Raw genomic sequence first — 25,274 nt, forward strand, 5'->3', positions numbered from 1 at the left:
GCCGTCATGATAGCGCAGCGCCACCCGCGCAGACGCTATGTGCGCCGGCGCGCATCCATACCCAATCGGTTGCAGGTTAGGGTGCATAACCCGCCCGCGCCGGACTGGTACACTACCGCTCTTTCCTTCGCGGGCGGGCCGGTGGCCTGCCACGCCGGCTTCCCGGCGTTCGCGTTCCGATTCCGATCGATTACAAGGAGCCATCCGGCGTCTGGCGCACTGCGCGCGCAGCGATGGCCCAAGCAGCAATTCATGTCTTTTTCTGAACTCGGCTTGTCCGAAAAGATTGTGCGTGCCGTAGCCGAACAGGGCTACACCACCCCGACTCCCATCCAGGCCCAGGCAATTCCCGCCATCCTCAAGGGCGGCGACCTGCTCGCCGGCGCCCAGACCGGCACCGGCAAGACCGCCGGCTTTACCCTGCCGATGCTGCAGCTGCTGTCCGAAACCGCGGCCCGCCATGCCGGCGGCGCCCCGCGCGGCGGCCGCGTGGCGGTGCGCGCGCTGGTGCTGACACCCACGCGCGAGCTGGCGGCGCAGGTCGAGGAGAGCGTGCGCAACTACGGCAAGTACCTGCGCCTGCGCTCGATGGTGATGTTCGGCGGGGTCGGCATCAACCCGCAGATCGAGCAGCTCAAGCGCGGTGTGGAGATCGTCGTGGCCACGCCAGGCCGCCTGCTGGACCATGTGTCCCAGCGCACCGTCGACCTGTCGCAGGTGGAACTGCTGGTGCTCGATGAAGCCGACCGCATGCTCGACATGGGCTTCATCCACGATATTCGCAAGATCCTCAACGTGCTGCCGGCCAAGCGCCAGAACCTGCTGTTCTCGGCAACGTTCTCCGACGACATCCGCGCGCTGGCCGACCGCCTGCTGAACAATCCCGCGTCGATCGAAGTCGCGCGGCGCAACACCACCGCCGAGACCGTGGACCAGCGCGTCTACCCGGTCGACCGCGAGCGCAAGCGCGAGCTGCTGGCCCACCTGGTGCGCCAGCACGACTGGCACCAGGTGCTGGTGTTCACGCGCACCAAGCATGGCGCCAACCGGCTGGCCGAGCAGCTGACCAAGGACGGCCTGTCGGCGCTGGCGATCCATGGCAACAAGAGCCAGTCGGCGCGCACGCGCGCGCTGTCCGAATTCAAGGCCGGCACGCTGCGGCTGCTGGTGGCGACCGATATCGCCGCGCGCGGCATCGACATCGACCAGCTGCCGCACGTGGTCAACTTCGACCTGCCCAACGTGCCAGAGGACTACGTCCACCGCATCGGCCGCACCGGCCGCGCCGGCGCCGAGGGCGAGGCGATCTCGCTGGTGTGCGTGGACGAGCTGGGCCTGCTGCGCGACATCGAGCGCCTGATCAAGCGCAAGCTCGAACAGACCGTGCTGCCTGGCTTCGAAGTCGACCCCAGCATCGCGCCCGAACCGATCCAGAAGGGTCGCCATCAGCGGGGCGGTGGCGGCCAGGGCCAGGGCCGCGGACGAGCCGAGGCGCGTCCTGCCGGCGATGGCGAAGGCGCGCAGCGCCAGCGTCCCGCCCGCCAGGCGCAGGGCGCGCCGCGCCAGGGCCAGGGCCAAAGCCAGGGCCAGCGCGGCAACGGCGCCGCCAACGGCAACCGTGCCGCCCAGCCTGCCGGTGCGCGCAACCCCGCGCCGCGCCGCGACGGACAGGACCAGGCGCGCCCGCAACGCGCCGCGGCCCAGCAGCCCGCGCGCCAGCCGAATGACGCCGCACCGGCACCGGCGCGCAACCGCCGTCCGGCGCCGCAGGCGGCGCTGCTGGGCGGCAGCCGCAAGCCGGCGCGCTAAAAGCGAACCGGCCCGCACCCATGCACGCGTCCGACGCTCCCGCCGATTCTGGTGTTTCGTCCGGCGTACCATATGCCGGCCTGACGCCCGAGCTGATGCTGGACGCGCTCGAGGCCGCCGGCCTGCGCCCTGACGGTCGCCTGCTGGCGCTCAACAGCTACGAGAACCGGGTCTGGCAGGTGGGCATCGAGGACGCCGCGCCGGTCATCGCCAAGTTCTATCGCCCGGGCCGCTGGACCGATGCGGCCATCCTGGAAGAACACGCGTTCGTGCAGCAGCTGGCCGACGCCGAGATTCCCGCCGTGCCGGCCATGGCGCTGGCGCCGGGCGAGGCCGGCACGCTGCTGCATCACGCGGGCTTCCGCTTTGCCGTCTTCCCCCGCTGCGGCGGGCGCGAGCCGGCGCTGGACCGCGCCGATACGCTGACCTGGCTGGGCCGGTTCATCGGCCGCATCCATGCGCTGGGCGCGGCCCAGCCCTACCAGGCGCGCCCGGCGCTGGACCTGCACACCTTCGGCATCGCCCCGCGCGACTGGCTGCTCGGCAGCGGGTGCATTCCCGCCGATCTGCTTCCGGCCTGGCAGTCGGTGGCGCAGCTGGCGCTGGACGGCGTGCAGCGCTGCTATGAACGCGCCGGCGACGTGCGGCTGCTGCGCGTCCATGGCGACTGCCATCGCGGCAATGTGCTGTGGATCGACGAAGAAGATGCCCGCGGCGGCGCCCATGGCGAGCCGGGCCCGCACTTCGTCGACTTCGACGACAGCCGCATGGCCCCCGCGATCCAGGACATCTGGATGCTGCTCGAGGGCGACCGCGCGGCCATGCAAGGCCAGCTTGCCGATATCGTCGCCGGGTACGAGGATTTTGCCGAATTCCACACGCGCGAGCTGTGGCTGGTGGAAGCGCTGCGCACGCTGCGGCTGCTGCATTACAGCGCCTGGCTGGCCAGCCGCTGGGCCGACCCGGCTTTTCCGGCCGCCTTCCCGTGGTTTGGCACCGCGCGCTACTGGCAGGACCGGATCCTGGAATTGCGCGAACAGGTCGCGCTGATGGACGAAGCGCCCCTGTGGGGCGCCTGAAGCCTGCCGCAAGGCGGCGCCGTTGCGGCACCGCCCTTCAGTCGGGGGCTTAGCCCTTCTTTTCCGGGGTCTTGACCAGCACCACCGGACAGTCCGCCTGGGCCAGCACCCGGCCCGCCACCGAACCGATCACGGCATCGAAGAACGACCCGCGCCCATGCGTGCCCATCACGATGGCCGCGGCGTCGACCGAGCTCGCATAGGCGACGATGCGCTCGGGGGCGAAGCCGTGCAGCGGGTGCCGCTCGAACGGCACATTGGCCGCGGCGAGGATATCGCAGACCGCCGCCATCGCCTTGTCGCTGGCTTCCTTGTGCCAGTCATCGATGGTTTCCTTGCTGACGAAGGCGCGCACCTGGCCGCTGACTTCGGGCGCGACATGGACGACATGCACGGTGAAGCCGTTCTGCAGCAGCTTGCCTTCGGCGATAAAGCGCGCCGCGGCGTCGCTGAAGGCCGAGCCGTCGGTGGCGAGGACGATATTGGTCATGGCGGGATCTCCTGGATGGGGGCTGTCGGAAGCGCCGCGACCATGTGGCCGCAACGCCATCTGGAACCATCATGCCCCCTAGTGTCCCGCCAGGATGCGATTCAGATCAAGTCGGATCGGAATTGTCCGATTTCCTGGTGCGATAACCGGTCGGCCGGTCCGTTGATGGATTCCGTCATTCCGGCTGACGCATTTGGCCATTGCCCCGTCAACGCAGCGGCGCGTAGCATGCTCCCGAGCCCCAAGGCCTGCATGGCCCGCCCGTGCGGCAACGGGCAGACGATCCAACCACCAATACCAGTCGCCTCCCGCCCCAGCGCGCGCAGGCGGCGAACCGGAGACAACCATCATGAGTGAGCGCGGCAACCTGCAGCCCCTGCGCGGTATCAAGGTCGTGGAATTCGAAGGCATCGGCCCCGGCCCGCTGTGCGGCGCCATGCTGGCCGGCCTGGGCGCCGAGGTCACACTGGTGACCCGCCCGGTGGCGCCCGACGCGCGCCGCATCCTGCGCGGCCAGTCGGTGCCGGCCGAGATGGAGCTGGAGCACGGCAAGCGGGTGGTGCAGCTGAACCTGAAGGCGCCCGCGGACGTGGCCGCCGCGCTCGACCTGGTCGCCGGCGCCGACGCGCTGATCGAGGGCCTGCGTCCCGGCGCGATGGAGCGCCTGGGGCTGGGCCCCAAGGCCTGCCATGCGCGCAATCCGCGCCTGGTCTACGGCCGCATGACCGGCTGGGGCCAGACCGGCCCGCTGTCGCAGAGCGCCGGACATGACCTCAACTACATCGCGCTGACCGGCCTGCTGTCGATGGCCGCGCGCGAAGGCAGCCTGCCGATGGTGCCGCCGACCGTGATGGGCGATGCCACCGGCGCGCTCGGGCTGGCGTTCGGCATCACCAGCGCCATCCTCAGCGCGCGCGCCAGCGGCGAGGGCTGCGTGGTCGATGCCGCCATCACCGACATCGTCGCCATGCTCGGCTCGCTGGTGCAGGTGTCGCGCGCGGCCGGCACGCTGGGCGGCCCGCAACCGAGCCCGTTCCATGACTCGCCGTTCTATGACGTGTTCCCGTGCGCGGACGGGCGCGCCATCACGCTCGGTGCGCTGGAGCCGCAGTTCTACCGCGAACTGCTCGAGCGCCTGGAGCTGACCGATATCGACCCGGCCGCGCAGTACGACCGCGCGCAGTGGCCGGCGGTCAAGGCCCGCATCGCCGCGGCGATTGCCAGCCAGCCCACCACGCACTGGGAGTCCGTGCTGGGCGGCACCGACGTGTGCTTCGCGCGCGTGCTGACGCTGGACGAGGCCGCGCGCCATCCGCACAACCAGGCGCGCGGCACGTACCGCCTGTATCGCCAGGGCGAGCGCGAAGTGCCGCGCTCCGCGCCGGCGCCGCGCTTCCTGCCGGCCGGGACGGAATGAGCGGGACGGAATGACCGCCGCTGCAGCCACTTGACGCCAGCCGCGTCATCGAAGGAAAAGCCTGACTCTTGTGCAGAATCCGCTGCGTCCGCGCAGTGAGAATTCGGCGCATCAAGGCTCCTCAGGGCCCTTAACCTTGGCATAGCCAGTCCCCTGGCCAATTCCCCGCCAGTTGTTAAGGAGCCCTGAATTGCCCCCAACGCTGATCGTCGACGAACCCTCGAGGTTCCGCACCTTGTTATGCGCCGAACTCGCCGCCGAGTTTGACACCGACGAGGTCCTGGAAACGGATGGAGTCCGCGAGGGCTACCGCCTCGCCCGCGAGCACCGGCCCGGCCTGGTGCTGGTCGACGTCGAACGCTTCGGCAATCCCGGCATCGACTTTGTCCGCAGGGTGGTCGCCACGCTGCCCGGCGTGCCGCTGCTGGTGCTGTCCGGCAACGACACCGCCCAGGCGCCGGTACGGGCACTGCGCGCCGGCGCGCACGGCTTCGTGGTCAAGCAGCGCGGCGTCGAAGAAGTGATGCAGGCCGTGCGCGGCGTGCTGAGCGGCTATCTGGTGTTTCCGCTGCAGACGCTGGAGACGGTGCGCCAGCTCGGCGAGCAGCAACAGGCCGGCCTGCCGCGCCTGAGCAACCGCGAGATCACCATCCTGCAATACCTGGCGCGCGGGCATTCCAACAAGTCGATCGCCGCCCAGCTGCTGATCAGCAGCAAGACCGTCAGCACGCACAAGGCGAACATCATGGCCAAGCTGCACGTGGGCTCGCTGGTCGAGATGGTGGACTACGCGCGTCGGCACCAGTTGGTGTGGTGAACGTCACCTGGCGGGTTTGCCGCACCTTGCCGCGCCCATCGGCCATCGCGGGTAGACTGTGGGCATCTGTGACGAATCCGAGCTATCCGCCCGATGCCCCAGATCCTGAATGCTGCCGTGCGCCGCCTCGGCGCCGTCGCCATTGCCTGCGCCACGTGGCTCGCCATTCCCGCCTTCGCCAACGAGCCGATGTGGTTCGTGCAGGGTCGGCCAGTGCCGGAGGCACGCCAGGCGGTGGACGCGCTGGCCGGCGTGGCCTCCGATGGCCTCGATCCGCGCGACTACGATGCCGAAGCCCTGCGCCAGGCGGTGACCCAGGCCGCCCACGGCCCGGCGCTGCCGCCCGATGCCGCGGCCCGGCTCGACGCGGCGCTGAGCGCCGCCATGGAGCGGATGCTGTCCGACCTGCATGGCGGCCGCATCAACCCGCGCGCGGTCCATGCCAATTTCGCGCCGCCGGCCGAACGGCCTTTCGATGCCGCCACCTGGCTGCGCGATGCCGTCGCCCAGCACCGCCTGCCCGATGCGATCCGCCAGGCGGCGCCGACGTTCCCGCTGTACGGCACGCTGCGCCAGGCCCTGGCCCGCTACCGCGACATCGGCCGGCAGCCGGTGTGGCAGCAGCCGCTGCCGCCGCTGCCGGCCAGCAAGCTGACGCCGGGCCAGCCGTGGGCCGGCGCCGCCGCGCTGACCGCGCGGCTGGTGGCGCTGGGCGACCTGCCGGCCGGCACGCAGGCGCCGCCGCGCTACGAGGGCGCACTGGTCGATGGCGTCAAGGCCTTCCAGTCGCGCCATGGGCTGCAGCCCGACGGCGTGATCGGCGCGGCCACGCTGGCGCAGCTGAACCTGCCCATCGCCGAGCGCGTGCGGCAGATCGAACTGACCATGGAGCGCCTGCGCTGGACCCCGCTGGACGGTCCGCGAATGATCGTGGTCAACGTGCCGGAGTTCATGCTGCGCGCCTATGAAATCCGCGACGGCAAGCTCGACATCAAGCTGGAGATGAAGGTGATCGTCGGCAAGGCGCTCGACACGCGCACGCCGCTGTTCGAGGAGGACATGCGCTATATCGAATTCAGCCCGTACTGGAATATCCCGCCATCGATCGCGCGCCGCGAGACGGTGCCGCGGCTGCGCCGCGACCCGGGGTATTTCAACCGGCAGGGGCTGGAGTTCGTCGGCGGCGACGGCAAGGCCGTGACCACCTTGTCCGAGGAGAACCTGGAGGCGGTGCTGAACGGCAGCCTGCGCATCCGCCAGCGGCCCGGCCCGCTCAACGCGCTGGGCGACATCAAGTTCGTGTTCCCCAACAACGAGAACATCTACCTGCACCACACGCCGTCGCCGCAGCTGTTCAAGCGCGACCGGCGCGACTTCAGCCACGGCTGCATCCGCGTGGAAGCCCCAGTAGCGCTGGCGCAATTCGTATTGCACGATATGCCGGACTGGAACGAGACCCGGATCCGCGAGGCGATGGCACGTGGCAAGTCGAACACGGTGCGCCTGCAGCAGCCGTTGCCGGTGGTGCTGGCTTACGGCACGGTCATCGCGCGCGCCGATGGTCGTGTATCCTTCCTGCCTGACATCTACGGTCACGACAAATTGCTGGACAAGGCACTGCGGCAACGCAACGGTCGCCCCCAGCCGCGCGCTGTGGCAAGCGCTTCCGGCGTCATCCATTGAGGCGCCGCACCCCGCACATTCAGAGGAAGTACCATGACTGACGCGACGCGCAACGCACGCCGCCGCTTTCTTCATGCCACCGGAACCCTGGCGCTCGCCGCCGGACTGATGCCGCTGGCGCCGCGCCGCGCGCTGGCAAGCCTGCCCGCGAACCTGCCCGCCAACCAGGCGCTGGCCGGCCTGCCCGATGCCCGCACGCTGGCTTTCGATCACACCCACACCGGCGAGCGCGTATCGCTGGTCTATGCCGTGGGCGACCGTTTCGTGCCCGACGCGCTGACCACGCTCAACGGTTTCCTGCGCGACCATTATTCCGGCAAGGTCGGCACCATCGATCCGCAGCTGTTCGACCTGTTGTTCCAGGTGCGCCGCGAGCTGGGCACCGACAAGCCGTTCCAGGTCATTTCCGGCTACCGCAGCCCGGCCACCAATTCGCGCCTGCGCAACTCGCGCGGCGGCGGGGTGGCCAAGCACAGCCTGCATATGGACGGCAAGGCCATCGACATCCGGTTGGCCGGCGTGTCACTGGCCGATGTGCGCGATGCCGCCAAGTCATTGCAGCGCGGCGGCGTCGGCTACTACGAGTCCGACCAGTTCGTGCATCTTGACACCGGGCGCGTGCGCTACTGGTAAGCGTTGCACGCGGGGCCGTCCGGCATGGACGGCCTTGTGTCATTGTCGCGAATGCCTGTCGTTGAGCACCAAAGCAAAAAGCCGCGAACCCTTGCGGGATCGCGGCTTTTCAAATAGATGGTGGCGAATCAGGGACTCGAACCCCGGACCTGCGGATTATGATTCCGTCGCTCTAACCGACTGAGCTAATTCGCCAACGAAGACTGAGATTATACCTGGGCTTTCTTGGCTGTCAACACCTTCCGGTGAAGATTTTCCACGATGCTTCCGTGCATAAAAAAACGGCAGGCCAGCGGGCCTGCCGTTCTGCTTGGTGCCGCACGCCTGCTCAGTCGTTGGCGTAGATGTTCACGTCCTTGGTCTCGCGGATAAACAGCGCGCCGACCACGAAGGTGAGCGCGGCGATGATGATCGGGTACCAGAGGCCGTAGTAGATGTTGCCGTTCTGGGCCACCAGCGCGAACGAGATGGTGGGCAGCAGGCCGCCGAACCAGCCGTTGCCGATATGGTAGGGCAGCGACATCGAGGTGTAGCGGATGCGGGTCGGGAACAGTTCCACCAGCATGGCGGCAATCGGGCCGTACACCATGGTGACGTAGATCACCAGGATCACCAGGATCACCAGCACCATGATCGTGTTCATCTGCGCCGGATCAGCCTTGGTCGGGTAACCGGCCGCGGCCATCGAGCTGCCCACTTCCTTCTTGAACGCCGCGATCTGCTGCTTGCTGGCGTCGTCGAAGCTGTGGCCGTTCACCAGCTTGGCATCGAAGGCCTTGATCTCCTTGTCGCCGATCTTGACGCTGGCCACGGTGCCGGCCGGCGCCTCGACCACTTCATAGCTGGCCGAAGCCTGCGCCAGGGTACGCTTGACGATGTCGCACGAGCTGCGGAAGTCGATCTCGCGGGCGATCGGGCTGCCCTGGAACGAGCACTGCTTCGGATCCGCGGTCACCACGATCTGGGCGCTTTGCTGCGCGCGCTCCAGCGCCGGGTTGGCGTAGTGGGTCAGGGCCTTGAACAGCGGGAAGTAGGTCAGCACGGCCAGCGCGCAGCCCGCCATGATGATCCACTTGCGGCCGATCTTGTCCGACAGCGCGCCGAAGAAGATGAAGAACGGCGTGCCGATCACCAGTGCGCCGGCAATCAGCAAGTTGGCCGTCTTGGCATCGACCTTGAGCACCTGGGTCAGGAAGAACAGCGCGTAGAACTGGCCGGTGTACCAGACCACGGCCTGGCCGGCGGTCAGGCCCAGCAGCGCCAGGATCACGATCTTCAGGTTGCGCCATTGGCCGAAGGACTCGGTCAGCGGTGCCTTGGAGGTCTTGCCCTCGGCCTTCATGCGCTGGAACGCCGGCGATTCATTCATCGACAGCCGGATATACACCGACACGCCCAGCAGCAGGATCGACAGCAGGAACGGGATGCGCCAGCCCCAGGTCTCGAAGTTGGGACCGGTCGCCTCGCGGCACAGCAGGATCACGATCAGCGACAGGAACAGGCCGAGCGTGGCGGTGGTCTGGATCCACGAGGTGTACGCACCGCGCTTGCCGTGCGGGGCGTGCTCGGCCACGTAGGTCGCGGCACCGCCGTACTCGCCGCCGAGCGCCAGGCCCTGCAGCATGCGCAGCGCGATCAGGATGATCGGCGCGGCCCAGCCGATGGTGGCGTAGCCCGGCAGCAGGCCGACGATGAAGGTCGACACGCCCATGATCAGGATCGTCACCAGGAAGGTGTACTTGCGCCCGATCATGTCGCCGAGGCGGCCGAACACCAGCGCGCCGAACGGCCGCACGATAAAGCCGGCGGCAAACGCGAGCAGCGCGAAGATGAAGGCCGAGGTCGGGTCCAGCCCGGCAAAGAACTGCTTGGCGATGATCGCCGCCAGCGAGCCATACAGGTAAAAGTCGTACCACTCGAACACCGTGCCCAGCGACGAGGCAAAGATCACCTTGCGCTCTTCGGCAGTCATCGGTGCGTTCTGCGCGCCCCCTCCGGGCACCGCAACGTTTTGCACGTTTGCCATTTGTCTCCTCCGTCTGGAATGGATCCCGGGACGGGCGTGGCGCGCGGAAAGCGCCGCGCGGCTGGCCGCTATGCCCAGAGTTGCAGAGGATTGTGGGTGGCGAAACTTACTGCGTTCTGACAGATTCCGGCGCGCCGCCAGCAAAAAACGTCGGGGTATACGCTAGGCGCGCACGGGGCTGTGGATGCTGCGCTGCGGGCCTTCGGCGCATGCGCTCCGCACGGTTATGCGCGTTGCGGGCGTGCGGCTATGCAGCATCCACGCCGGGTCCGCGCGAGGCGCCTTGCGATGGCATTGCCGCCGGCGGCGGCTCGGTGCGGTGAGCTTCGGCTTCCGCCTCGGCATCGTCGTGGTTCATGCGCCAGGCGTAGAGCGCGGCCATCAGCACATAGACCACCAGCGCGCCCTGCGCGCCGACCCAGAACGAGAACGGCCAGCCGAAGAAGTTGAAGCGCAGGTCGCGTGCAAACCACGCCACCACGAAGGTGACCGTGAACCAGACCGCGAGCAGGCCGCAGATCCAGCGCAGGTTGCGATGCCAGGCAAGGCGATGGCGAGCCTCGTCGCTGCCGGGGGCAGGGGTGTCGTTCATGCGGACGGAAAGTTCTCGGGGCGGCGCAGCGTCACGCGGAAATGCGCGCCGGCCAGCCGCGGCGATTGCTGGTAGACGTGGTCCGAGATCTGGACGTCGCCGCCGTGCTGCTGCACGATCTCGCGCACGATCGCCAGGCCCAGGCCGCTGCCTTCGGTGTTGGTGCCGAGCACGCGGTAGAAGCGCTCCATCACGCGCTCTCGCTCCGACGGCGCAATGCCCGGGCCGGTGTCTTCCACGTCGAGATAGGCGAACGGTTCGAAGGCGTCGGCGCTGACCCGCACCGTGGCGCGGCCGCCGCGCGGCGTGTAGCGGATGGCGTTGTCGAGCAGGTTGTTCAGCATCTCGGTCAGCATCAGGCGGTTGCCCTGGACCATCACCGGATGGTCGTCGGCATCGAGGCCCAGGTCGATGTCGCGCGCCCATGCCCGCGGCAGCCAGTCCTTGACCACCTCGCGCGACAGCGCCGCCAGGTCGAGCGCGGCCATGCCGCCGGTGCCGGCCAGGTTTTCCATGCGCGCCAGCGACAGCAGCTGCGTCACCAGGTGCGCGGTGCGTTCCGAGCTGCCCGCGATCTGCGCCAGCGAGCGCCGCAGCTCTTCCGGCGACTGCTCGCGCTGCGCCAGCTCGGCCTGCATGCGCAGGCCCGCCAGCGGCGTCTTCATCTGGTGCGCGGCATCGGCGATAAAGCGCTTCTGGGTCTGCACCGACTGGTCCAGCCGCGCCAGCAGGTCGTTGAACGAGCCCACCAGCGGCGTGATTTCCTGCGGCGCGGCGCGTTCGTCGATGGGGCTGGTATCGCCCGGGTTGCGCGCGCGGATGCGCTGCTGGATCGCGGTCAGCGGCGCCAGCCCGCGCGACAGCCCGAACCACACCAGCACCACCGCCAGCGGCAGGATCACGAACTGCGGCAGGATCACGCCCTTGATGATCTCGTTGGCCAGCCGCGCGCGCTTGTCCAGGGTTTCGGCCACCTGCACCAGCACCGGCTGGGTGCCGCTGACCTGCTTCAGCTCGATATAGGTGTAGGCCACGCGTACGTCGTTGCCGGCGACGCGGTCATCGCGCAGCGACACCAGCCCGGCGTGGCCCTGGTCGTCCTCGGAAGGCAAGGGCAGGTCCTGGTCGCCGGCGATGTATTCGCCGCGCTTGCCGACCACCTGGTAGTAGATGTTGTCGGTCTCGTCGGCGCGCAGGATCTCGCGTGCCGACAGCGGCAGTTGCAGCGTGACGCGGCCGTTGACCTCGCGCACCTGCTGCGACAGCACGATGGCGCTGGCTTCGAGGGCGCGGTCGAAGGGACCGTTGGCGATCGACTTGGCCACCAGGTAGGTCACCGCGATGCTCATCGGCCAGAGCAGCAGCAGCGGCGCCAGCATCCAGTCCAGGATCTCGCCGAACAGCGAGCGCGGCGCGGGGTGGGCGGTGCTTTCCTCCAGGTGCGGCAGCGCGTCGGCCAGGTCCTGGTCGGTGGCTTCCGGCGTGGAGGAGGAAGGGGGCGTGGCGCGCGGCACGCGCCGCCAGGGCAGTCGCAGCAGGCTCATGTCGGCGAGGTAGCGCTCAGGTCGGTCGCGTGGCCTGCGGTAATGGGGTCAGTGCGGCGTGGCCACCGCCGGCTGGAATTTCTCCAGGCAGTAGCCCAGCCCGCGCACGGTGGCGATGCGGATGCCGCCGACCTCGATCTTCTTGCGCAGGCGGTGCACATAGACCTCGATGGCATTGTTGCTGACTTCCTCGCCCCATTCGCACAGGTGGTCCACCAGCTGCTCCTTCGACACCAGGCGGCCGCTGCGCGTGAGCAGGATCTCCAGCAGGCCGATCTCGCGCGCGGACAGCTCCAGCATCTGGTCATTGAGATACGCGATGCGCCCGACCTGGTCGTACGCCAGCGGCCCGTGGCGCATCAGCGTGGCACCGCCGCCGGCGCCGCGCCGCACCAGCGCGCGCACGCGCGCTTCCAGCTCGGACAGGGCGAAGGGCTTGGCCATGTAGTCGTCGGCGCCGAGGTCCAGGCCCTTGACGCGCTCGTCGACGCTGTCGGCGGCGGTCAGGATCAGCACCGGCAGCATCGCGCCGCGCGCGCGCAGGCGCTTGAGCACTTCCAGCCCGGACATGCGCGGCAGGCCCAGGTCGAGGATCAGCAGGTCGAAGGTCTGGGTCGACAGGGCCGAATCGGCTTCCAGGCCATTGGCGACATGGTCGACGGCGTAGCCCGAGTGGCGTAGCGAACGGGTCAGGCCGTCGGCCAGCACGTCGTCATCTTCGGCGATCAGAATGCGCATGGTTGTCTCCACCCTGGCCGGCATAGCCGGCACCGGTGCGCAACGGGCACGGGGGCGCGAAGGGGCTTGCCAAGCATACTGTTTTTTTATACAGTACCCGCACGTTCCGCTGGGGCCGCCCGGGGAGACCCCCTGGAGTGCGGCCGCGCAGACAGCCGGGCCGGCGCTGATGCCGGCAAATGCCGGTGCCGCGCCACATGCGGCCTATTTATACACCATTTGATTCAAGGACGACCATGGACGACAAGAAGGCAGGTGCCGGCGTGAGCGCCGAGAAGCAGAAGGCGCTTGCCGCCGCGCTCTCCCAGATCGAGAAGCAGTTCGGCAAGGGCTCGATCATGCGCCTGGGCGACGGCGAGGTCGAAAAGGACATCCAGGTGGTTTCCACCGGTTCGCTCGGCCTGGACATCGCGCTTGGCGTCGGTGGCCTGCCGCGCGGCCGCGTGGTCGAGATCTACGGGCCGGAATCCTCGGGCAAGACCACGCTGACGCTGCAGGTGGTGGCCGAAATGCAGAAGCTGGGCGGCACTTGCGCCTTTATCGACGCCGAGCACGCGCTGGACGTCAACTACGCCTCCAAGCTCGGCGTCAATGTCGGCGACCTGCTGATCTCGCAGCCCGACACCGGCGAGCAGGCGCTGGAAATCACCGACGCGCTGGTGCGCTCGGGCTCGATCGACCTGATCATCATCGACTCGGTCGCGGCGCTGGTGCCCAAGGCCGAAATCGAAGGCGAAATGGGCGATTCGCTGCCCGGCCTGCAGGCCCGCCTGATGAGCCAGGCGCTGCGCAAGCTGACCGGCACCATCAAGCGCACCAACTGCCTGGTGATCTTCATCAACCAGATCCGCATGAAGATCGGCGTGATGTTCGGCTCGCCCGAAACCACCACCGGCGGCAATGCGCTGAAGTTCTACGCCTCGGTGCGCCTCGACATCCGCCGCATCGGCTCGATCAAGAAGGGCGACGACGTGATCGGCAACGAGACCAAGGTCAAGGTGGTCAAGAACAAGGTGTCGCCGCCGTTCCGCGAGGCCTTCTTCGACATCCTCTACGGCCAGGGCATTTCGCGCCAGGGCGAGATCATCGACCTGGGCGTCGATGCCAAGATCGTCGAGAAGTCCGGCGCCTGGTACAGCTACAACGGCGAGAAGATCGGCCAGGGCAAGGATAACGCGCGCGAATACCTGCGCGAGAACCCCGACATTGCCGCCGAGATCGAAAACAAGGTGCGCGCGGCGCTGGGCGTGGTGGCCATGAACCCCACCGCCGCAGCCGCGGCGGCAACGGTCGAAGACTGACCGCGCCGGCGGCCGCTGCGCCATCCGGGAAGGCCGGGGCATCGCCGATGCCCCGGCCTTTTTGCTTGGCCCGCGGCACCGTCCTTCCAACCGCTGACCCCGGTCACCCATGGCAACCCGTCCCCCGCTGTCGCTGAAGGCCCGCGCCGTCGGCTACCTGTCGCGCCGCGAGCACAGCCGCGCCGAGCTGGCGCGCAAGCTGGCGCCGCATGCCGAGTCGCCGGAGCAGCTGGAACAGCTGCTGGATGCGCTGGAGCGCGAGAACTGGCTGTCGAACCAGCGCTTCGCTGACAGCCTGGTGCATCGCCGCGGCGCCCGCTACGGCACCGCGCGCGTGATGCAGGAGGCCAAGACGCACAAGCTCGACAGCGAGCAGCTGGGTGAACTGCAGGAGCGACTGCGCGCTACCGAAGCCGAGCGGGCGCGCGAGGTCTGGCGCAAGCGCTTCGGCACGTCGCCCGACACGCCCGAGGCACGGGCCAAGCAGATCCGCTTCATGGTGGCACGGGGGTTTTCGCGCGCGGTGGTCGGCAAGATCATCCAGGGCGCGGACGAGGACTACGGCGACGCGGACTGAGCCAGCGTCGCGTGGCAGGTTGCTGCAGTACCTGCGCTGCCGTCATGTGTATTTCGCTGCGTTGCGTCATCGCGCCGTGCCGGCAGCTGACCTTTGTCGCGGCCGGGAGGCCGGGGCCTGCTGGTGCATTGCGGCAAGGCGGCCCGGGCTGCCGCGCTGCCATGGTCGGCCGACAATCCGGGCGCGACAGTTGCCGCACAAGGATGTTCCCGGCCAACGCGGCATGGCATGTTAAACTCCCGGGGTTATTTCGGTGCCGCGGCACCACGGTGCCCCAGCCCCCCGTATTCCCGGTATCACCGCATTCTCGTCCTCTAGTCCGCATCCCAGCCTGGCCATGCCTCTGTCCCAGCCCGTCAACCGCTCCCTGCGTCACCGTCGCGCCATTGCGGCCGAGGCGTACCAGAGGGACGACGGCCTGTGGGACATCGAAGTGCGCCTGACCGACACCAAGCCCCGTGACATCGAACTGGCCGGCGACCGCATCCGCCCGCAAGGCCAGCCGCTGCACGACCTGTGGCTGCGCATCACGATCGACGAGGAAATGACGGTGCTGGATGCCGAGGCCTGCTCCGACTGGGTGCCGTACCCGTCCCATTGCGACACGATCGGCCAGGCTTACCGCAAGCTGATCGGGCTGAACCTGCGCAAGGGTTTTCGCAAGGCGGTGCGCGAGCGCCTGGGCGGCATGCACGGCTGCTCGCACCTGACCGAAGCCGCCGGGGTGCTGCCCAGCACCGCGATCCAGGCCTTTGCCGGCGAGGTCATCAGTATCCGCGACAACGGCGAGGACGATCCGAATCCGGAGCCGCCCTATCAGTTGAACGGCTGCCACGCCCTGCGTTTCGACGGCGAGGTGGTTCGTCAGTTTTACCCGCGCTGGTATGGTCACCAGCCGACGCCCAAGGCAAGGGCCGAGGCCGCGCCTGCCGTCGCATCCGCGCCTCAGGCGCAGCAGCCCGCGGCCAATGGCGACCGCGGTGGTCACGCAATCGACGGCAACGACGCTGTCCCGGCCGACCGGCCGACCGGCACCTCCGGCTGATTCTCAGGATCGGCCAGCCCGACGAGAGAGTTCGTCTTCTTTCAGATTCTTCCCTTCTACCTTTTACGCCTACCCGAAAGGAAACACGCATGAATATCCATGAGTATCAAGGCAAGGAAATCCTGCGCAAATACAATGTGCCGGTTCCGCGCGGCATCCCCGCGTTCTCGGTTGACGAGGCCCTGAAGGCCGCAGAACAACTCGGCGGCCCGGTGTGGGTTGTCAAGGCGCAGATCCACGCGGGTGGCCGCGGCAAGGGCGGCGGCGTCAAGGTTGCCAAGAGCATGGACGAGGTCAAGACCTACGCGTCCAACATCCTGGGCATGCAGCTGGTCACGCACCAGACCGGTCCGGAAGGCAAGAAGGTCAACCGCCTGCTGATCGAAGAAGGCGCCGACATCAAGAAGGAACTGTACGTTTCGCTGGTGGTGGACCGCGTTTCGCAGAAGATCGCCCTGATGGCATCGAGCGAAGGCGGCATGGACATCGAGGAAGTCGCTGCCCACAGCCCGGAAAAGATCCACACCCTGATCGTCGAGCCGTCGACCGGCCTGACCGACGCCGACGCCGACGACATCGCCCGCAAGATCGGCGTGCCCGACGCGAGCGTGGCGCAAGCCCGCCAGGCCCTGCAAGGCCTGTACAAGGCGTTCTATGAAACCGACGCCTCGCTGGCCGAAATCAACCCGCTGATCCTGACCGGCGACGGCAAGGTGATCGCGCTCGACGCCAAGTTCAACTTTGACTCGAACGCGCTGTTCCGCCATCCGGAAATCGTTGCCTACCGCGACCTGGATGAAGAAGACGCCAACGAAATCGAGGCCTCGAAATTCGACCTGGCTTACATCTCGCTGGATGGCAACATCGGCTGCCTGGTGAACGGCGCCGGCCTGGCCATGGCCACCATGGACACCATCAAGCTGTTCGGCGGCGAGCCGGCCAACTTCCTCGACGTGGGCGGCGGTGCCACCACCGAGAAGGTGACCGAAGCCTTCAAGCTGATGCTGAAGAACCCGAACGTGCAGGCCATCCTGGTCAACATCTTCGGCGGCATCATGCGTTGCGACGTGATCGCCGAAGGCGTGATCTCCGCTTCCAAGGCCGTGCATCTGACGGTGCCGCTGGTCGTGCGCATGAAGGGCACCAACGAAGAGCTGGGCCGCAAGATGCTGGCTGACTCGGGCCTGCCGATCATCTCGGCCGACACGATGGAAGAAGCCGCCCAGAAGGTCGTGGCTGCCGCCGCCGGCAAGTAAGCCGAGGCGCCGTTACCCAATACAAGCGAACTTCGGCAGCGCGCGTGGCCTTTGCCCGCGCTGCCAGAGTCAAGCAAAGGACGAAAGCATGTCGATTCTGATCAACAAAGACACCAAAGTCATTACCCAGGGCATCACCGGCAAGACCGGCCAGTTCCATACCCGTGGCTGCCGCGACTACGCCAACGGCAAGAACGCCTTCGTCGCCGGCGTGAACCCGAAGAAGGCCGGCGAAGACTTCGAAGGCATTCCCATCTACGCCAGCGTCAAGGACGCCAAGGCCCAGACCGGCGCCACCGTGTCGGTGATCTACGTGCCGCCCGCGGGCGCCGCTGCCGCGATCTGGGAAGCCGTTGACGCCGACCTGGACCTGGTGGTCTGCATCACCGAAGGCATTCCCGTGCGCGACATGATGGAAGTCAAGGACCGCATGCGCCGCGAGAACAAGAAGACCCTGCTGCTGGGACCGAACTGCCCGGGCCTGATCACGCCGGACGAAATCAAGATCGGCATCATGCCGGGCCACATCCACAAGAAGGGCCGCATCGGCGTGGTGTCGCGCTCGGGCACGCTGACGTACGAAGCCGTGGGCCAGCTGTCCGCTCTGGGCCTGGGCCAGTCGTCGGCCGTCGGCATCGGTGGCGACCCCATCAACGGCCTGAAGCACATCGACGTGATGAAGATGTTCAACGACGATCCGGAAACGGACGCCGTGGTCATGATCGGTGAGATCGGCGGTCCGGACGAAGCCAACGCGGCCAACTGGATCAAGGACAACATGAAGAAGCCGGTGGTGGGCTTCATCGCTGGCGTGACCGCGCCTCCGGGCAAGCGCATGGGCCACGCCGGCGCGCTGATCTCGGGCGGTGCCGATACCGCCCAGGCCAAGCTGGAAATCATGGAAGCCTGCGGTATCAAGGTGACCAAGAACCCGTCGGAAATGGGCCGCCTGCTGAAGGCAATGCTGTAACAGGCAGTCCAGCGCTTTTTCCGCCGCGGCGGAGAAAGCCCCGGCTTGAAATGCCCCCGCCCTGCGGGGGCATTGTCATTTCCGGCCCTCGAAGTGGTTCGTTTGCCACGCCTGACCCGAAGATTACAAAATTGAAATCTAATCGAAAGGTTGATGCGTTAAACAGTCATGTCTGCGCTTTCAGACATCCAAAATCCCGTCGGATGACGGGGCGCACCACCACATAGAACTCGAGGAGCCTCCCCGTGGAACTGCTGTCTTCCACCACTTTCTGGATTGCGTTGGGATCGATCATCCTGACCAATATCGTCCTGTCCGGCGACAACGCGGTAGTGATCGCGCTCGCCTCGCGCAACCTGCCGCCGGCCCAGCAGAAGAAAGCCATCTTCTGGGGCAGCGCCGCCGCCATCATCATGCGCGTGGTATTGACCGTGGCCGCGGTCAAGCTGCTGAGCCTGCCCTACCTGAAGATCATCGGCGCCGTGTTGCTGGTCTACATCGGCGTGCAGCTGCTGACCGGCGAGGACGACGAAGACGGCCATGACGCCAAGGACAATATCTGGGCCGCCATCCGCACCATCCTGATCGCCGACCTGGTGATGTCGCTGGACAACGTGGTCGCCGTGGCCGCCGCCGCGCAGAAGGGCCCGGAAGGCAGCCAGCTGCTGCTGCTGATCGTCGGCCTGGGCCTGTCGATCCCGCTGATCGTGTTCGGCAGCACCCTCCTGCTCAAGGTGATGGAGCGCTTCCCGGTCATCATCGTGCTGGGTGCCGCGCTGCTCGGCTATCTCGCCGGCGAAATGCTGGTCAGCGACCCGGTCGACGCGGCCTGGTTCGAAGTCCACGTGCCGCACGCCCACCTGGTCTTCGGCGCCGCCGGCGCGATCCTGGTTGTGATCATCGGCAAGCTGCTGAGCCGCCGGTCGGCACAGACGGCCTGACGCGTCAACATGAAGGGAAGGGCGGCCAGCTGGCCGCCCTTTTTCGTTGTGAGCGGCGCGCGCGTGTCGGTGCCCGCGCCAACTAACTCATGTGAGTGATCGCACTTTTTGTCGCGCTTGCCTGTGATAGCGGTCCCGGGTGACAATTTTTGGCGCAACCGGCAAGCCTCACCCCGACGGGTGACGAAATTTGTCGCTTTTCACCCCCTACCGATGGGGGATGCGCCTGGCACACTTGCTGCTCTATCGTCCCCGCGTCACGAAACCGAAGACGTGCAACGCTTAACCAAAATCTCTTCGAGGGGTCAAATCATGCAACGGGTACAACAACTGAAAAAGCTGGGCCGCCGCGTCCAGAAGGGCTTTACGCTGATCGAACTGATGATCGTGGTGGCGATCATTGGTATCCTGGCGGCGATTGCGATTCCGCAGTATCAGGATTATGTGACGAAGTCCAAATGGCAGAACAACATTTCGGACCTTGCGGCACTAAAAACGGCCGTGGCTCAATGTCTTCAGGTCAACGCCGGTGACGGCTCGCTGTGTGATACGGCTACCGAACTGAACATCACGTCCTTGCCGACGCCCAAGTATGCAACAGCCGCAGTTGCCCTGACTGGTACCGCTGCAACCGCTGGCCCGCCGGCCGCCCCTGGCAAAGTGAACGTGAAATTTACCGGCAAGGGTGAAGTCGGCGGCTATATCTACGAAGCCGACTGGGCCCCCGATGCAACTGGCACCCAGGTTACTTACACCAAGATCAACACGGACAATATTCCGACAAATATTATGCCCGCCACCAACCGCTAACCTGTAGCGATGAATCCGACATAAAGCGCCTTCGGGCGCTTTTTCTTTGCCCATCGCCCAAGCTATCATGCGCCTTTCCCATGAACAGGCGCCTAAATGCCGCCGTCCCGGACAACCCTTCCGTCGGCTGCCCTCATCGCAGCAATCGTCATCCCGCTGCTGGTCTCCCGGCACACGCTGCCACTAGCCACGTTCTACGGCGAATGGGCCGCCGCGCTGTGCAGCATTGCCGCGGTCGCTGCCGTTGCATTTCGAGCGACCCGCCGGCCGGTGACGACGATCGCCACGTCATCCGCATCGCTACCGCTAATCTCACTGCTATTCCCCTGGCTTGTCCTCGTCAGCCTGATCTTCGCGAGCCTGGGACACACCGACTTTTCCGGCAGCCGCCTGATGACTGTGCTGACGCTTTCGCTCGGCGCAGCCGTGGCCTCTGCCGCATGGTGGTACCGCAGCACGCAGTCTGGCAGCGAAGCGGAAACCGGTGACGCCCTCGCCGTTGCGGCCCTGATCGCCGGCCTGCTAGGCACCGTGTCGCAATGGGTGCAGTTGTTCCACCTGGAACCCCGCTCCTTCGGCCTAGTCTCCACCTACTTCTACGACACCAACCGCCGCCTCTGGGGCAACCTCAACCAGCCCAACCACCAGGCCACCGTACACGGTCTGGCACTGGTCGCATCAGTGTGGCTGGCCTCGCGTGGGCGTTTGCACTTTCCGATGTGGCTGGCGGCAGTGGCCTTGCTGGAAAGCGGTATCGTGCTGTCCGGCTCGCGTACCGGCGTGCTGCATGTTGGCCTTGCCGCGAGCTACGCAATGATCGCAGCGTGGCTGGCGCGAGGCGAGCGCCGCGGAGCGGATCCGATGCAGCGTCCGGTCGGGCTCGTGGTCGCTGCCGCTGCCATGGTGGCGATGCTCTTGATACTGCAACCCGCCATCAAGGCCGCAGGGCAGGCCTTCGACTGGCGCCTGTTCGACACCATCGCCCAGCTCGAAGCCGAAGACCAGATCTCAGCGCGCGGCGCGCTGTGGGCGCACGCCATCGCCATGTTCCGCGCCCATCCCTGGTTCGGCGTCGGCTGGGGCGAGTTCGGCTGGGCGCAGTTCCAGCAGCTCGATCAGGTCGGTGTGAAGGTCGAGATGTCCCTGCACGCCCACAACGCGATTCTCGATCTGCTGGCGAAGACCGGGATCGTCGGCACCACCGGCGTCGGCGTGATCTTGCTGGCGTGGCTGTGGCGCGTGGTGCGGGTGCGCTTGTGGCATGGCGATGCCGAAGAGCGCAGGCAAACCGTGCTGGTGCTGACCTGGCTGGCGATGCTGTGCGCGCATTCGATGCTGGAATACCCGCTGCATTACCTGTATTTCTTCCTGCCGTTCTGCTTCATGCTCGGCTGGCTGGAGCCGTCTGGCTTCGGGCGCTGGCGTCTTCCGTTACCGTTGGCGCGGGGACTAGTGCTCGCCTTTGTCGCGGTGGCCGCGGTGGTGCTGGGCACCATGTGGCAGGACTATCGCCGCGCGGAAGCGCGCGAGTATGCCAGCAGCGAAGGCCGCCAGGCCTTGCCGATGCCGCGCTTCTGGTTCCGCCAGCATGCGCAGGCCGATGCGGCCGGGCAGGCCGCGATCACGCCGGAGAATGCCGCGGCGCTGTTGCCCGTGCATATCGCGGCGGTGCATCTGCTGCCGACGCCGACCATGATCGCGCGCACGGCATGGCTGCTGGCGCTGACGGGCGATGCCGCGCAAGGCCGGCAGTGGATGGAGCGCCTGCGCTGGTACTACCTTGGCGACGAGGCCACGCAGTACGCGACGATCGCGCAGGCGTGCCGCGGCGTGACGGCGGACCAGCGCCCGCAGGCGTTCTGCGGCTGGGTGGTCGACCGCTCGCGGCGGCTTGCGGAGCTGGGCCGGGACTGACCTAGTAGTACGGATACGGGCTGTAGTAGACCGGCGGCGGGGGCGGCGGATAGTAGTACCGCGGCGCCGGCGCCGGGACGGCGGCCACGCGCCCCGGCACGGGCACGCGATTGCCGCTGGCGTACATGCACTGCACGTAGGCGGCGTCGTATTGCTGCTGCGTGCCATAGCCGGCGTATTGCGCATTGCCGGCGCCGACTGCCGCGCCCGTCAGCAGGCCGATGCCCGCGCCCACGGCAGCGCCCGAGCCACCGTTGAAAGCCGCGCCCGCCGCGGCGCCCAGTGCGGTGCCCACCGCGGCGCTGCCCAGCGCGGCGTTGTTGGCCGCCTGGGCCGAAGACACCCCGCCGACGCGCCCGAAGGCGAATTGCCGGCAGTTGTAGTCGTCGGCGCGGAACTGGTCGAAGTTCTTGCCGGTGCCCGGCAGCGCCATCACGCTGGGTCCGGACGGCAGCACGGCGCAGGCGCCGAGGGCGAGGGTGGCCACGGCCAGCGTGGCACGGATCAGGGCATGCATGGTGTCACCCCGTGTCAGGAATTGGCCGGCGGCTGTGCCGGCACGCGTTGCCAGCCGCCGGGGCAGGATGCGACGTAAGGGTAGTAGCCTTCCGGCTGGCTGCAGTGGTACCACCAGCCCTGCTGCGGCATGACGCCGTCCGGGCCGGGGGCCGGCACCGGGCCGTTCGGGCCTTGCTCGATGTACTGCGGTGGCGCCGCGGGTACCGCGACCACGGCGGGCGGATAGTAGTACGGAGCGGGGTAGCCGTAGGGATAGCCACCGTAGAACGCGCCGGGCCCGAGATAGATACCGACGCCTACGCTGGTGCGCGTCTTCACCATGCCGTCGCGCACATTGCCGACATTGCCGCCATGCCAGGCGGCATCATGGAGATCGGCCCGCCCGGCAAGGGCGGCGCCGCTGGCGGCCGTGGCCGCGAGTGCCAGGGCGATCTGGCTTAGCATGCGCCCGTTCATGGTATCCACCTCATCCCCGCGCGCGTCGCGGACAGGGTCACCCGGCCGCCATCCCGGGCGGCCCGCAATCATATTGAATACCAAATTGTCGCGCGCGGATGGCGCCGACGGCGCGTGTGGAAATGCGGCGTTACCTTTATTACCAGAGAAGGAATATGGCGTAAGAAGAGGCCGCGTGCGCCCTCGCCGGGCGTACCGCGGGCATCACGTAAGCGCCGTGCCGCGACGGCTGGGATCAACCGGCCGCCACCCAATCCCCCGACTTGCCGCCATGCTTCTCCAGCAGCTTCACATTGCCGATCACCATCCCCCGGTCCACCGCCTTGCACATGTCGTAGATCGTCAGCAGCGCGACCTGCACCCCGGTCAGTGCCTCCATCTCCACGCCGGTCTGGCCGCGGGTCTCGGTGCGCACGGTGCAGGCGACGGTGGCGCTGGCCTCGTCCAGCGCGAACTCGACCGCCACCTTGGTCAGGCCGATCGGGTGGCACAGCGGGATCAGGTCGGCGGTGCGCTTGGTGGCCATGATCGCCGCCACGCGGGCGATGCCGATCACGTCCCCTTTCTTGGCGCTGCCGTCGCGCACCAGGGCGAAGGTGGCGGGCTGCATGGTGATGGTGCCGGTGGCCACCGCGACGCGATGGGTGCTGGCCTTGTCGCCGACGTCGACCATGTGGGCTTGTCCGGCGGTGTCGAAATGGGTGAGCTGGGTCATGATCGAGAGCTTCGGGCGAACTGCGTGCATGGGGCCGCCGGTGCCGCCAGTGTCGCCCCGAAGGGTCCGACCGACGCGTCCGATGGGAACGGCCACGGGAGGCCGCTATCATAGCAACATGCCAAAACACCCATCGCTTCGCAGGTCTGCCGCATATGGCCGTGGCGCCGTGGCGGATGCCGTTCCTGCCGGTTCCGCGTCACATCGCGAAGCCGGCAGCCGCCGTGCCGGTGGCGCCTGGGCGCCATGGCGACGGCCGCTGGCGGCGCTGCTGGCGCTGACGTTCGCGGCACCGGCCTGGCCACAGGGTACGCCGCGCCCGGCAGCGGCACCAGCGACGCCGGTGGCTGCGCCCCGTGCGCCGGCGCCGGCCACCTCGGCCGAGGCCGCGGACCAGGTCTACGACAACCTGAACCGCAGCGTGAAGGCGGGCCAGAAATCCGAGTTCGGCCTGCGCACCAACAACGCGGTGGTGGAGGCCGGCGGCGTGCAGCTGCCGGATCTGGGCGACCCGTCCACTGCATCGCTGTCGCCCGATATGGAAAAACGCTTGGGCGATCGCATCATGCGCGATATCCGGCGCGATCCGCTGTACGTGCCCGATCCGCTGCTGTCCGACTACCTGAACGCGCTCGGCTACCGGCTGGTGCAGGCCGCGCGGCGCCAGAACATCTCAGGCTCGACCGGCGCCGGCACCTTCGCCACCGGCTTCGACCTGTTCGCGGTGCGTGACCGCAGCATCAACGCCTTTGCGCTGCCGGGCGGCTATATCGGCGTGCACACCGGGCTGCTGGTGCAGTCCGATACCGAATCCGAACTGGCCTCGGTGCTGGGCCATGAAATCGGCCACGTGATGCAGCGGCATATCGCGCGCGGCATCACCCAGCAGGACCAGTCGATGTGGATTGCGCTGGCGTCGATGGTGCTGGCCGGGCTGGCTGCGACGCGCAGCCCGGATGCGGCGGCGGCGCTGGCGATGGGCGGGCAGGGCGCCGCCATTGCCAACCAGCTGTCGTTCTCGCGCGGCGCGGAGCGCGAGGCCGACCGGGTCGGCTTCCAGATCCTGACCGCGGCGGGCTTCGATCCGCAGGGCATGCCCGATTTCTTCATGCGGCTGCAGCGCGCATCGGGCACCGCCGAGAACTCGGTGCCGTCCTATGTGCGCACCCACCCGCTCACCTCCGAGCGCATCGCCGACATGCAGGACCGCGTCAGCCATGCCAGCCAGCGCAAGGTGCCCAACACGCCCGAATACGAGTTCGCGCGCATGCGCGCCCGAGTGATCCAGGAAGCGTCGCCGAGCGACCTGCAGAACCTGCGCGCGGCGCTGCGCACGCAGCTGGCCGGGGCGTCGGCGCTACGCGCGCCGGCGGTTCACTACGCGCTGGCGTTCGTCGAGCAGCGCCTGCGCCGCTATCCGGCCGCCGAACAGGAGCTGGCCGAAGCCCGCCGCCTGTACGGCAACATCCCCGGCGCCAGTTCAGGCAGCCCCATGCTCGACGTGATGGCCGTGGAACTGGCACGCGCGCAGGGCCGCGTGCCCGAGGCGCTGGCGCAGGCCAGCGCGTCGATGAAGGCGTTCCCGCTTTCGCACGCGGTGGCGGTAGCCTACGCGGAGACGCTGATCGGCTCCGGCCGCCATGACGAAGCGGTGCGCTTCCTGCGCGAGCGCACGCGCCAGGAGACCGGCCGCAGCGAATGGTGGGAGATGCTGGCGCGCGCCTACGCCGGCCAGGGCAAGCGGCTGCAGCAACACCAGGCGCTGGCCGAGAAATATGCGATGGATGGCGCCTACCAGGCCGCCATCGAACAGCTGCAGATCGCGCGCAAGGCCGGCGACGGTGATTTCTACACGCTGTCCGAGGTCGATGCGCGTCTGCACCAGCTGGAGCGCCAGTACCGCGAGGACAAGCAGGACAACAAGGGCATGCCTAACTGATGG

At 67.6% G+C, this 25,274-nt stretch carries 23 protein-coding genes and 1 tRNA gene; 15 read left to right on the forward strand and 9 right to left on the reverse strand.

All coding sequences use genetic code 11. The features are described 5' to 3' along the window. Positions 1-252 precede the first annotated feature (252 nt). Positions 253-1,809: a DEAD/DEAH box helicase gene (locus C7416_RS09365; protein WP_111518449.1), complete on the forward strand. Its 1,557-nt coding sequence runs from the start codon at positions 253-255 to the stop codon at positions 1,807-1,809. Between the two features lie 20 nt (positions 1,810-1,829). Next, positions 1,830-2,888 carry a serine/threonine protein kinase gene (locus C7416_RS09370; protein WP_111518451.1) on the forward strand — a complete coding sequence of 353 codons (1,059 nt, stop codon included), beginning with the start codon at positions 1,830-1,832 and terminating at the stop codon, positions 2,886-2,888. A 49-nt stretch (positions 2,889-2,937) separates the two neighbouring features. Here C7416_RS09370 and C7416_RS09375 read toward each other — a convergent pair whose 3' ends face one another. Further along, entirely contained in the window at positions 2,938-3,378 is a 441-nt protein-coding gene (locus C7416_RS09375) for a universal stress protein (RefSeq protein ID WP_111518453.1), read from the reverse strand. 349 nt (positions 3,379-3,727) lie between these two features. On the opposite strand from C7416_RS09375, the gene C7416_RS09380 reads away from it, so the two are divergent. The 4 genes from C7416_RS09380 (at position 3,728) to mepK (ending at position 7,928) form a co-directional block, all read left to right on the forward strand. Further along, positions 3,728-4,795 (forward strand): CaiB/BaiF CoA transferase family protein, encoded by a 1,068-nt coding sequence (locus tag C7416_RS09380; RefSeq protein ID WP_111518455.1) that lies wholly within the window; start codon positions 3,728-3,730, stop codon positions 4,793-4,795. Positions 4,796-4,985: 190 nt separating this feature from the next. Beyond that, positions 4,986-5,612, forward strand: coding sequence for a response regulator transcription factor (locus C7416_RS09385; protein WP_062796919.1), 627 nt, complete (start codon positions 4,986-4,988; stop codon positions 5,610-5,612). Positions 5,613-5,705: 93 nt separating this feature from the next. Beyond that, entirely contained in the window at positions 5,706-7,295 is a 1,590-nt protein-coding gene (locus C7416_RS09390; protein WP_111518457.1) for a L,D-transpeptidase family protein, read from the forward strand. 33 nt (positions 7,296-7,328) lie between these two features. Then, the gene (gene mepK / locus C7416_RS09395; protein ID WP_111518459.1) at positions 7,329-7,928 is read left to right on the forward strand and encodes a peptidoglycan L,D-endopeptidase MepK; all 600 of its coding nucleotides are present in this window, start codon (positions 7,329-7,331) and stop codon (positions 7,926-7,928) included. A 118-nt stretch (positions 7,929-8,046) separates the two neighbouring features. On the opposite strand, the gene C7416_RS09400 is transcribed toward mepK, so the two are convergent. The 5 genes from C7416_RS09400 to C7416_RS09420 all read right to left on the reverse strand — a co-directional run bounded on the left by C7416_RS09400 (position 8,047) and on the right by C7416_RS09420 (position 12,828). After that, positions 8,047-8,123, reverse strand: a tRNA-Met gene (locus tag C7416_RS09400). A gap of 133 nt (positions 8,124-8,256) precedes the next feature. After that, positions 8,257-9,954: an MFS transporter gene (locus tag C7416_RS09405; RefSeq protein ID WP_111518461.1), complete on the reverse strand. Its 1,698-nt coding sequence runs from the start codon at positions 9,952-9,954 to the stop codon at positions 8,257-8,259. A 247-nt stretch (positions 9,955-10,201) separates the two neighbouring features. Then, positions 10,202-10,546, reverse strand: coding sequence for a DUF4212 domain-containing protein (locus tag C7416_RS09410; RefSeq protein ID WP_111518463.1), 345 nt, complete (start codon positions 10,544-10,546; stop codon positions 10,202-10,204). Continuing rightward, complete coding sequence (locus tag C7416_RS09415; protein WP_111518465.1) at positions 10,543-12,090, reverse strand: sensor histidine kinase; 1,548 nt, start codon at positions 12,088-12,090, stop codon at positions 10,543-10,545. The genes C7416_RS09410 and C7416_RS09415 overlap by 4 nt, the downstream gene beginning before the upstream one ends. Before the next feature lie 48 nt (positions 12,091-12,138). After that, the gene (locus C7416_RS09420) at positions 12,139-12,828 is read right to left on the reverse strand and encodes a response regulator (RefSeq protein ID WP_062796932.1); all 690 of its coding nucleotides are present in this window, start codon (positions 12,826-12,828) and stop codon (positions 12,139-12,141) included. A 236-nt stretch (positions 12,829-13,064) separates the two neighbouring features. On the opposite strand from C7416_RS09420, the gene recA reads away from it, so the two are divergent. From recA to C7416_RS09460, 8 genes are all read left to right on the forward strand, one after another. After that, positions 13,065-14,129, forward strand: coding sequence for a recombinase RecA (gene recA / locus C7416_RS09425; RefSeq protein ID WP_018008856.1), 1,065 nt, complete (start codon positions 13,065-13,067; stop codon positions 14,127-14,129). A 109-nt stretch (positions 14,130-14,238) separates the two neighbouring features. Continuing rightward, the gene (recX, locus tag C7416_RS09430) at positions 14,239-14,706 is read left to right on the forward strand and encodes a recombination regulator RecX (protein ID WP_111518467.1); all 468 of its coding nucleotides are present in this window, start codon (positions 14,239-14,241) and stop codon (positions 14,704-14,706) included. A gap of 337 nt (positions 14,707-15,043) precedes the next feature. Beyond that, complete coding sequence (locus tag C7416_RS09435) at positions 15,044-15,751, forward strand: DUF2889 domain-containing protein (protein WP_111518469.1); 708 nt, start codon at positions 15,044-15,046, stop codon at positions 15,749-15,751. Positions 15,752-15,840: 89 nt separating this feature from the next. Further along, the gene (gene sucC, locus C7416_RS09440) at positions 15,841-17,007 is read left to right on the forward strand and encodes an ADP-forming succinate--CoA ligase subunit beta (protein ID WP_092307810.1); all 1,167 of its coding nucleotides are present in this window, start codon (positions 15,841-15,843) and stop codon (positions 17,005-17,007) included. Between the two features lie 88 nt (positions 17,008-17,095). Next, positions 17,096-17,977, forward strand: a complete 882-nt coding sequence (sucD, locus tag C7416_RS09445) for a succinate--CoA ligase subunit alpha (protein WP_018008860.1) — start codon at positions 17,096-17,098, stop codon at positions 17,975-17,977. Between the two features lie 245 nt (positions 17,978-18,222). Further along, the gene (locus C7416_RS09450) at positions 18,223-18,918 is read left to right on the forward strand and encodes a TerC family protein (protein ID WP_111518471.1); all 696 of its coding nucleotides are present in this window, start codon (positions 18,223-18,225) and stop codon (positions 18,916-18,918) included. Between the two features lie 312 nt (positions 18,919-19,230). Next, a complete protein-coding gene (locus C7416_RS29370; protein ID WP_111518473.1) occupies positions 19,231-19,728 on the forward strand; it encodes a pilin in 498 nt (165 codons plus the stop codon). A 96-nt stretch (positions 19,729-19,824) separates the two neighbouring features. After that, positions 19,825-21,642: a PglL family O-oligosaccharyltransferase gene (locus tag C7416_RS09460; RefSeq protein WP_111518475.1), complete on the forward strand. Its 1,818-nt coding sequence runs from the start codon at positions 19,825-19,827 to the stop codon at positions 21,640-21,642. A 1-nt stretch (position 21,643) separates the two neighbouring features. On the opposite strand, the gene C7416_RS09465 is transcribed toward C7416_RS09460, so the two are convergent. The 3 genes from C7416_RS09465 to moaC all read right to left on the reverse strand — a co-directional run bounded on the left by C7416_RS09465 (position 21,644) and on the right by moaC (position 23,332). Continuing rightward, positions 21,644-22,159, reverse strand: a complete 516-nt coding sequence (locus tag C7416_RS09465) for a hypothetical protein (protein ID WP_092307818.1) — start codon at positions 22,157-22,159, stop codon at positions 21,644-21,646. A 14-nt stretch (positions 22,160-22,173) separates the two neighbouring features. Continuing rightward, a complete protein-coding gene (locus C7416_RS09470; RefSeq protein WP_111518477.1) occupies positions 22,174-22,617 on the reverse strand; it encodes a hypothetical protein in 444 nt (147 codons plus the stop codon). Between the two features lie 235 nt (positions 22,618-22,852). Continuing rightward, positions 22,853-23,332: a cyclic pyranopterin monophosphate synthase MoaC gene (gene moaC / locus C7416_RS09475; protein ID WP_018008866.1), complete on the reverse strand. Its 480-nt coding sequence runs from the start codon at positions 23,330-23,332 to the stop codon at positions 22,853-22,855. 118 nt (positions 23,333-23,450) lie between these two features. Between moaC and C7416_RS09480 the strand changes: the two genes are divergently transcribed. Then, entirely contained in the window at positions 23,451-25,271 is a 1,821-nt protein-coding gene (locus tag C7416_RS09480; protein ID WP_111518479.1) for a beta-barrel assembly-enhancing protease, read from the forward strand. Positions 25,272-25,274: the final 3 nt, after the last annotated feature.

Origin of the sequence: Cupriavidus phytorum (genome assembly GCF_003254285.1) — a bacterium.
Lineage (GTDB): Bacteria > Pseudomonadota > Gammaproteobacteria > Burkholderiales > Burkholderiaceae > Cupriavidus > Cupriavidus phytorum.

Bases quoted from the DNA above. Each gene is read 5' to 3' on its own strand.
- C7416_RS09365 (WP_111518449.1), top strand. From the start codon at position 253: ATGTCTTTTTCTGAACTCGGCTTGTCCGAAAAGATTGTGCGTGCCGTA.
- C7416_RS09370 (WP_111518451.1), top strand. From the start codon at position 1,830: ATGCACGCGTCCGACGCTCCCGCCGATTCTGGTGTTTCGTCCGGCGTA.
- C7416_RS09375 (WP_111518453.1), bottom strand. From the start codon at position 3,378: ATGACCAATATCGTCCTCGCCACCGACGGCTCGGCCTTCAGCGACGCC.
- C7416_RS09380 (WP_111518455.1), top strand. From the start codon at position 3,728: ATGAGTGAGCGCGGCAACCTGCAGCCCCTGCGCGGTATCAAGGTCGTG.
- C7416_RS09390 (WP_111518457.1), top strand. From the start codon at position 5,706: ATGCCCCAGATCCTGAATGCTGCCGTGCGCCGCCTCGGCGCCGTCGCC.
- mepK (WP_111518459.1), top strand. From the start codon at position 7,329: ATGACTGACGCGACGCGCAACGCACGCCGCCGCTTTCTTCATGCCACC.
- C7416_RS09405 (WP_111518461.1), bottom strand. From the start codon at position 9,954: ATGGCAAACGTGCAAAACGTTGCGGTGCCCGGAGGGGGCGCGCAGAAC.
- C7416_RS09410 (WP_111518463.1), bottom strand. From the start codon at position 10,546: ATGAACGACACCCCTGCCCCCGGCAGCGACGAGGCTCGCCATCGCCTT.
- C7416_RS09415 (WP_111518465.1), bottom strand. From the start codon at position 12,090: ATGAGCCTGCTGCGACTGCCCTGGCGGCGCGTGCCGCGCGCCACGCCC.
- C7416_RS09420 (WP_062796932.1), bottom strand. From the start codon at position 12,828: ATGCGCATTCTGATCGCCGAAGATGACGACGTGCTGGCCGACGGCCTG.
- recA (WP_018008856.1), top strand. From the start codon at position 13,065: ATGGACGACAAGAAGGCAGGTGCCGGCGTGAGCGCCGAGAAGCAGAAG.
- recX (WP_111518467.1), top strand. From the start codon at position 14,239: ATGGCAACCCGTCCCCCGCTGTCGCTGAAGGCCCGCGCCGTCGGCTAC.
- C7416_RS09435 (WP_111518469.1), top strand. From the start codon at position 15,044: ATGCCTCTGTCCCAGCCCGTCAACCGCTCCCTGCGTCACCGTCGCGCC.
- sucC (WP_092307810.1), top strand. From the start codon at position 15,841: ATGAATATCCATGAGTATCAAGGCAAGGAAATCCTGCGCAAATACAAT.
- sucD (WP_018008860.1), top strand. From the start codon at position 17,096: ATGTCGATTCTGATCAACAAAGACACCAAAGTCATTACCCAGGGCATC.
- C7416_RS29370 (WP_111518473.1), top strand. From the start codon at position 19,231: ATGCAACGGGTACAACAACTGAAAAAGCTGGGCCGCCGCGTCCAGAAG.
- C7416_RS09460 (WP_111518475.1), top strand. From the start codon at position 19,825: ATGCCGCCGTCCCGGACAACCCTTCCGTCGGCTGCCCTCATCGCAGCA.
- C7416_RS09465 (WP_092307818.1), bottom strand. From the start codon at position 22,159: ATGCATGCCCTGATCCGTGCCACGCTGGCCGTGGCCACCCTCGCCCTC.
- C7416_RS09470 (WP_111518477.1), bottom strand. From the start codon at position 22,617: ATGAACGGGCGCATGCTAAGCCAGATCGCCCTGGCACTCGCGGCCACG.
- moaC (WP_018008866.1), bottom strand. From the start codon at position 23,332: ATGACCCAGCTCACCCATTTCGACACCGCCGGACAAGCCCACATGGTC.
- C7416_RS09480 (WP_111518479.1), top strand. From the start codon at position 23,451: ATGCCAAAACACCCATCGCTTCGCAGGTCTGCCGCATATGGCCGTGGC.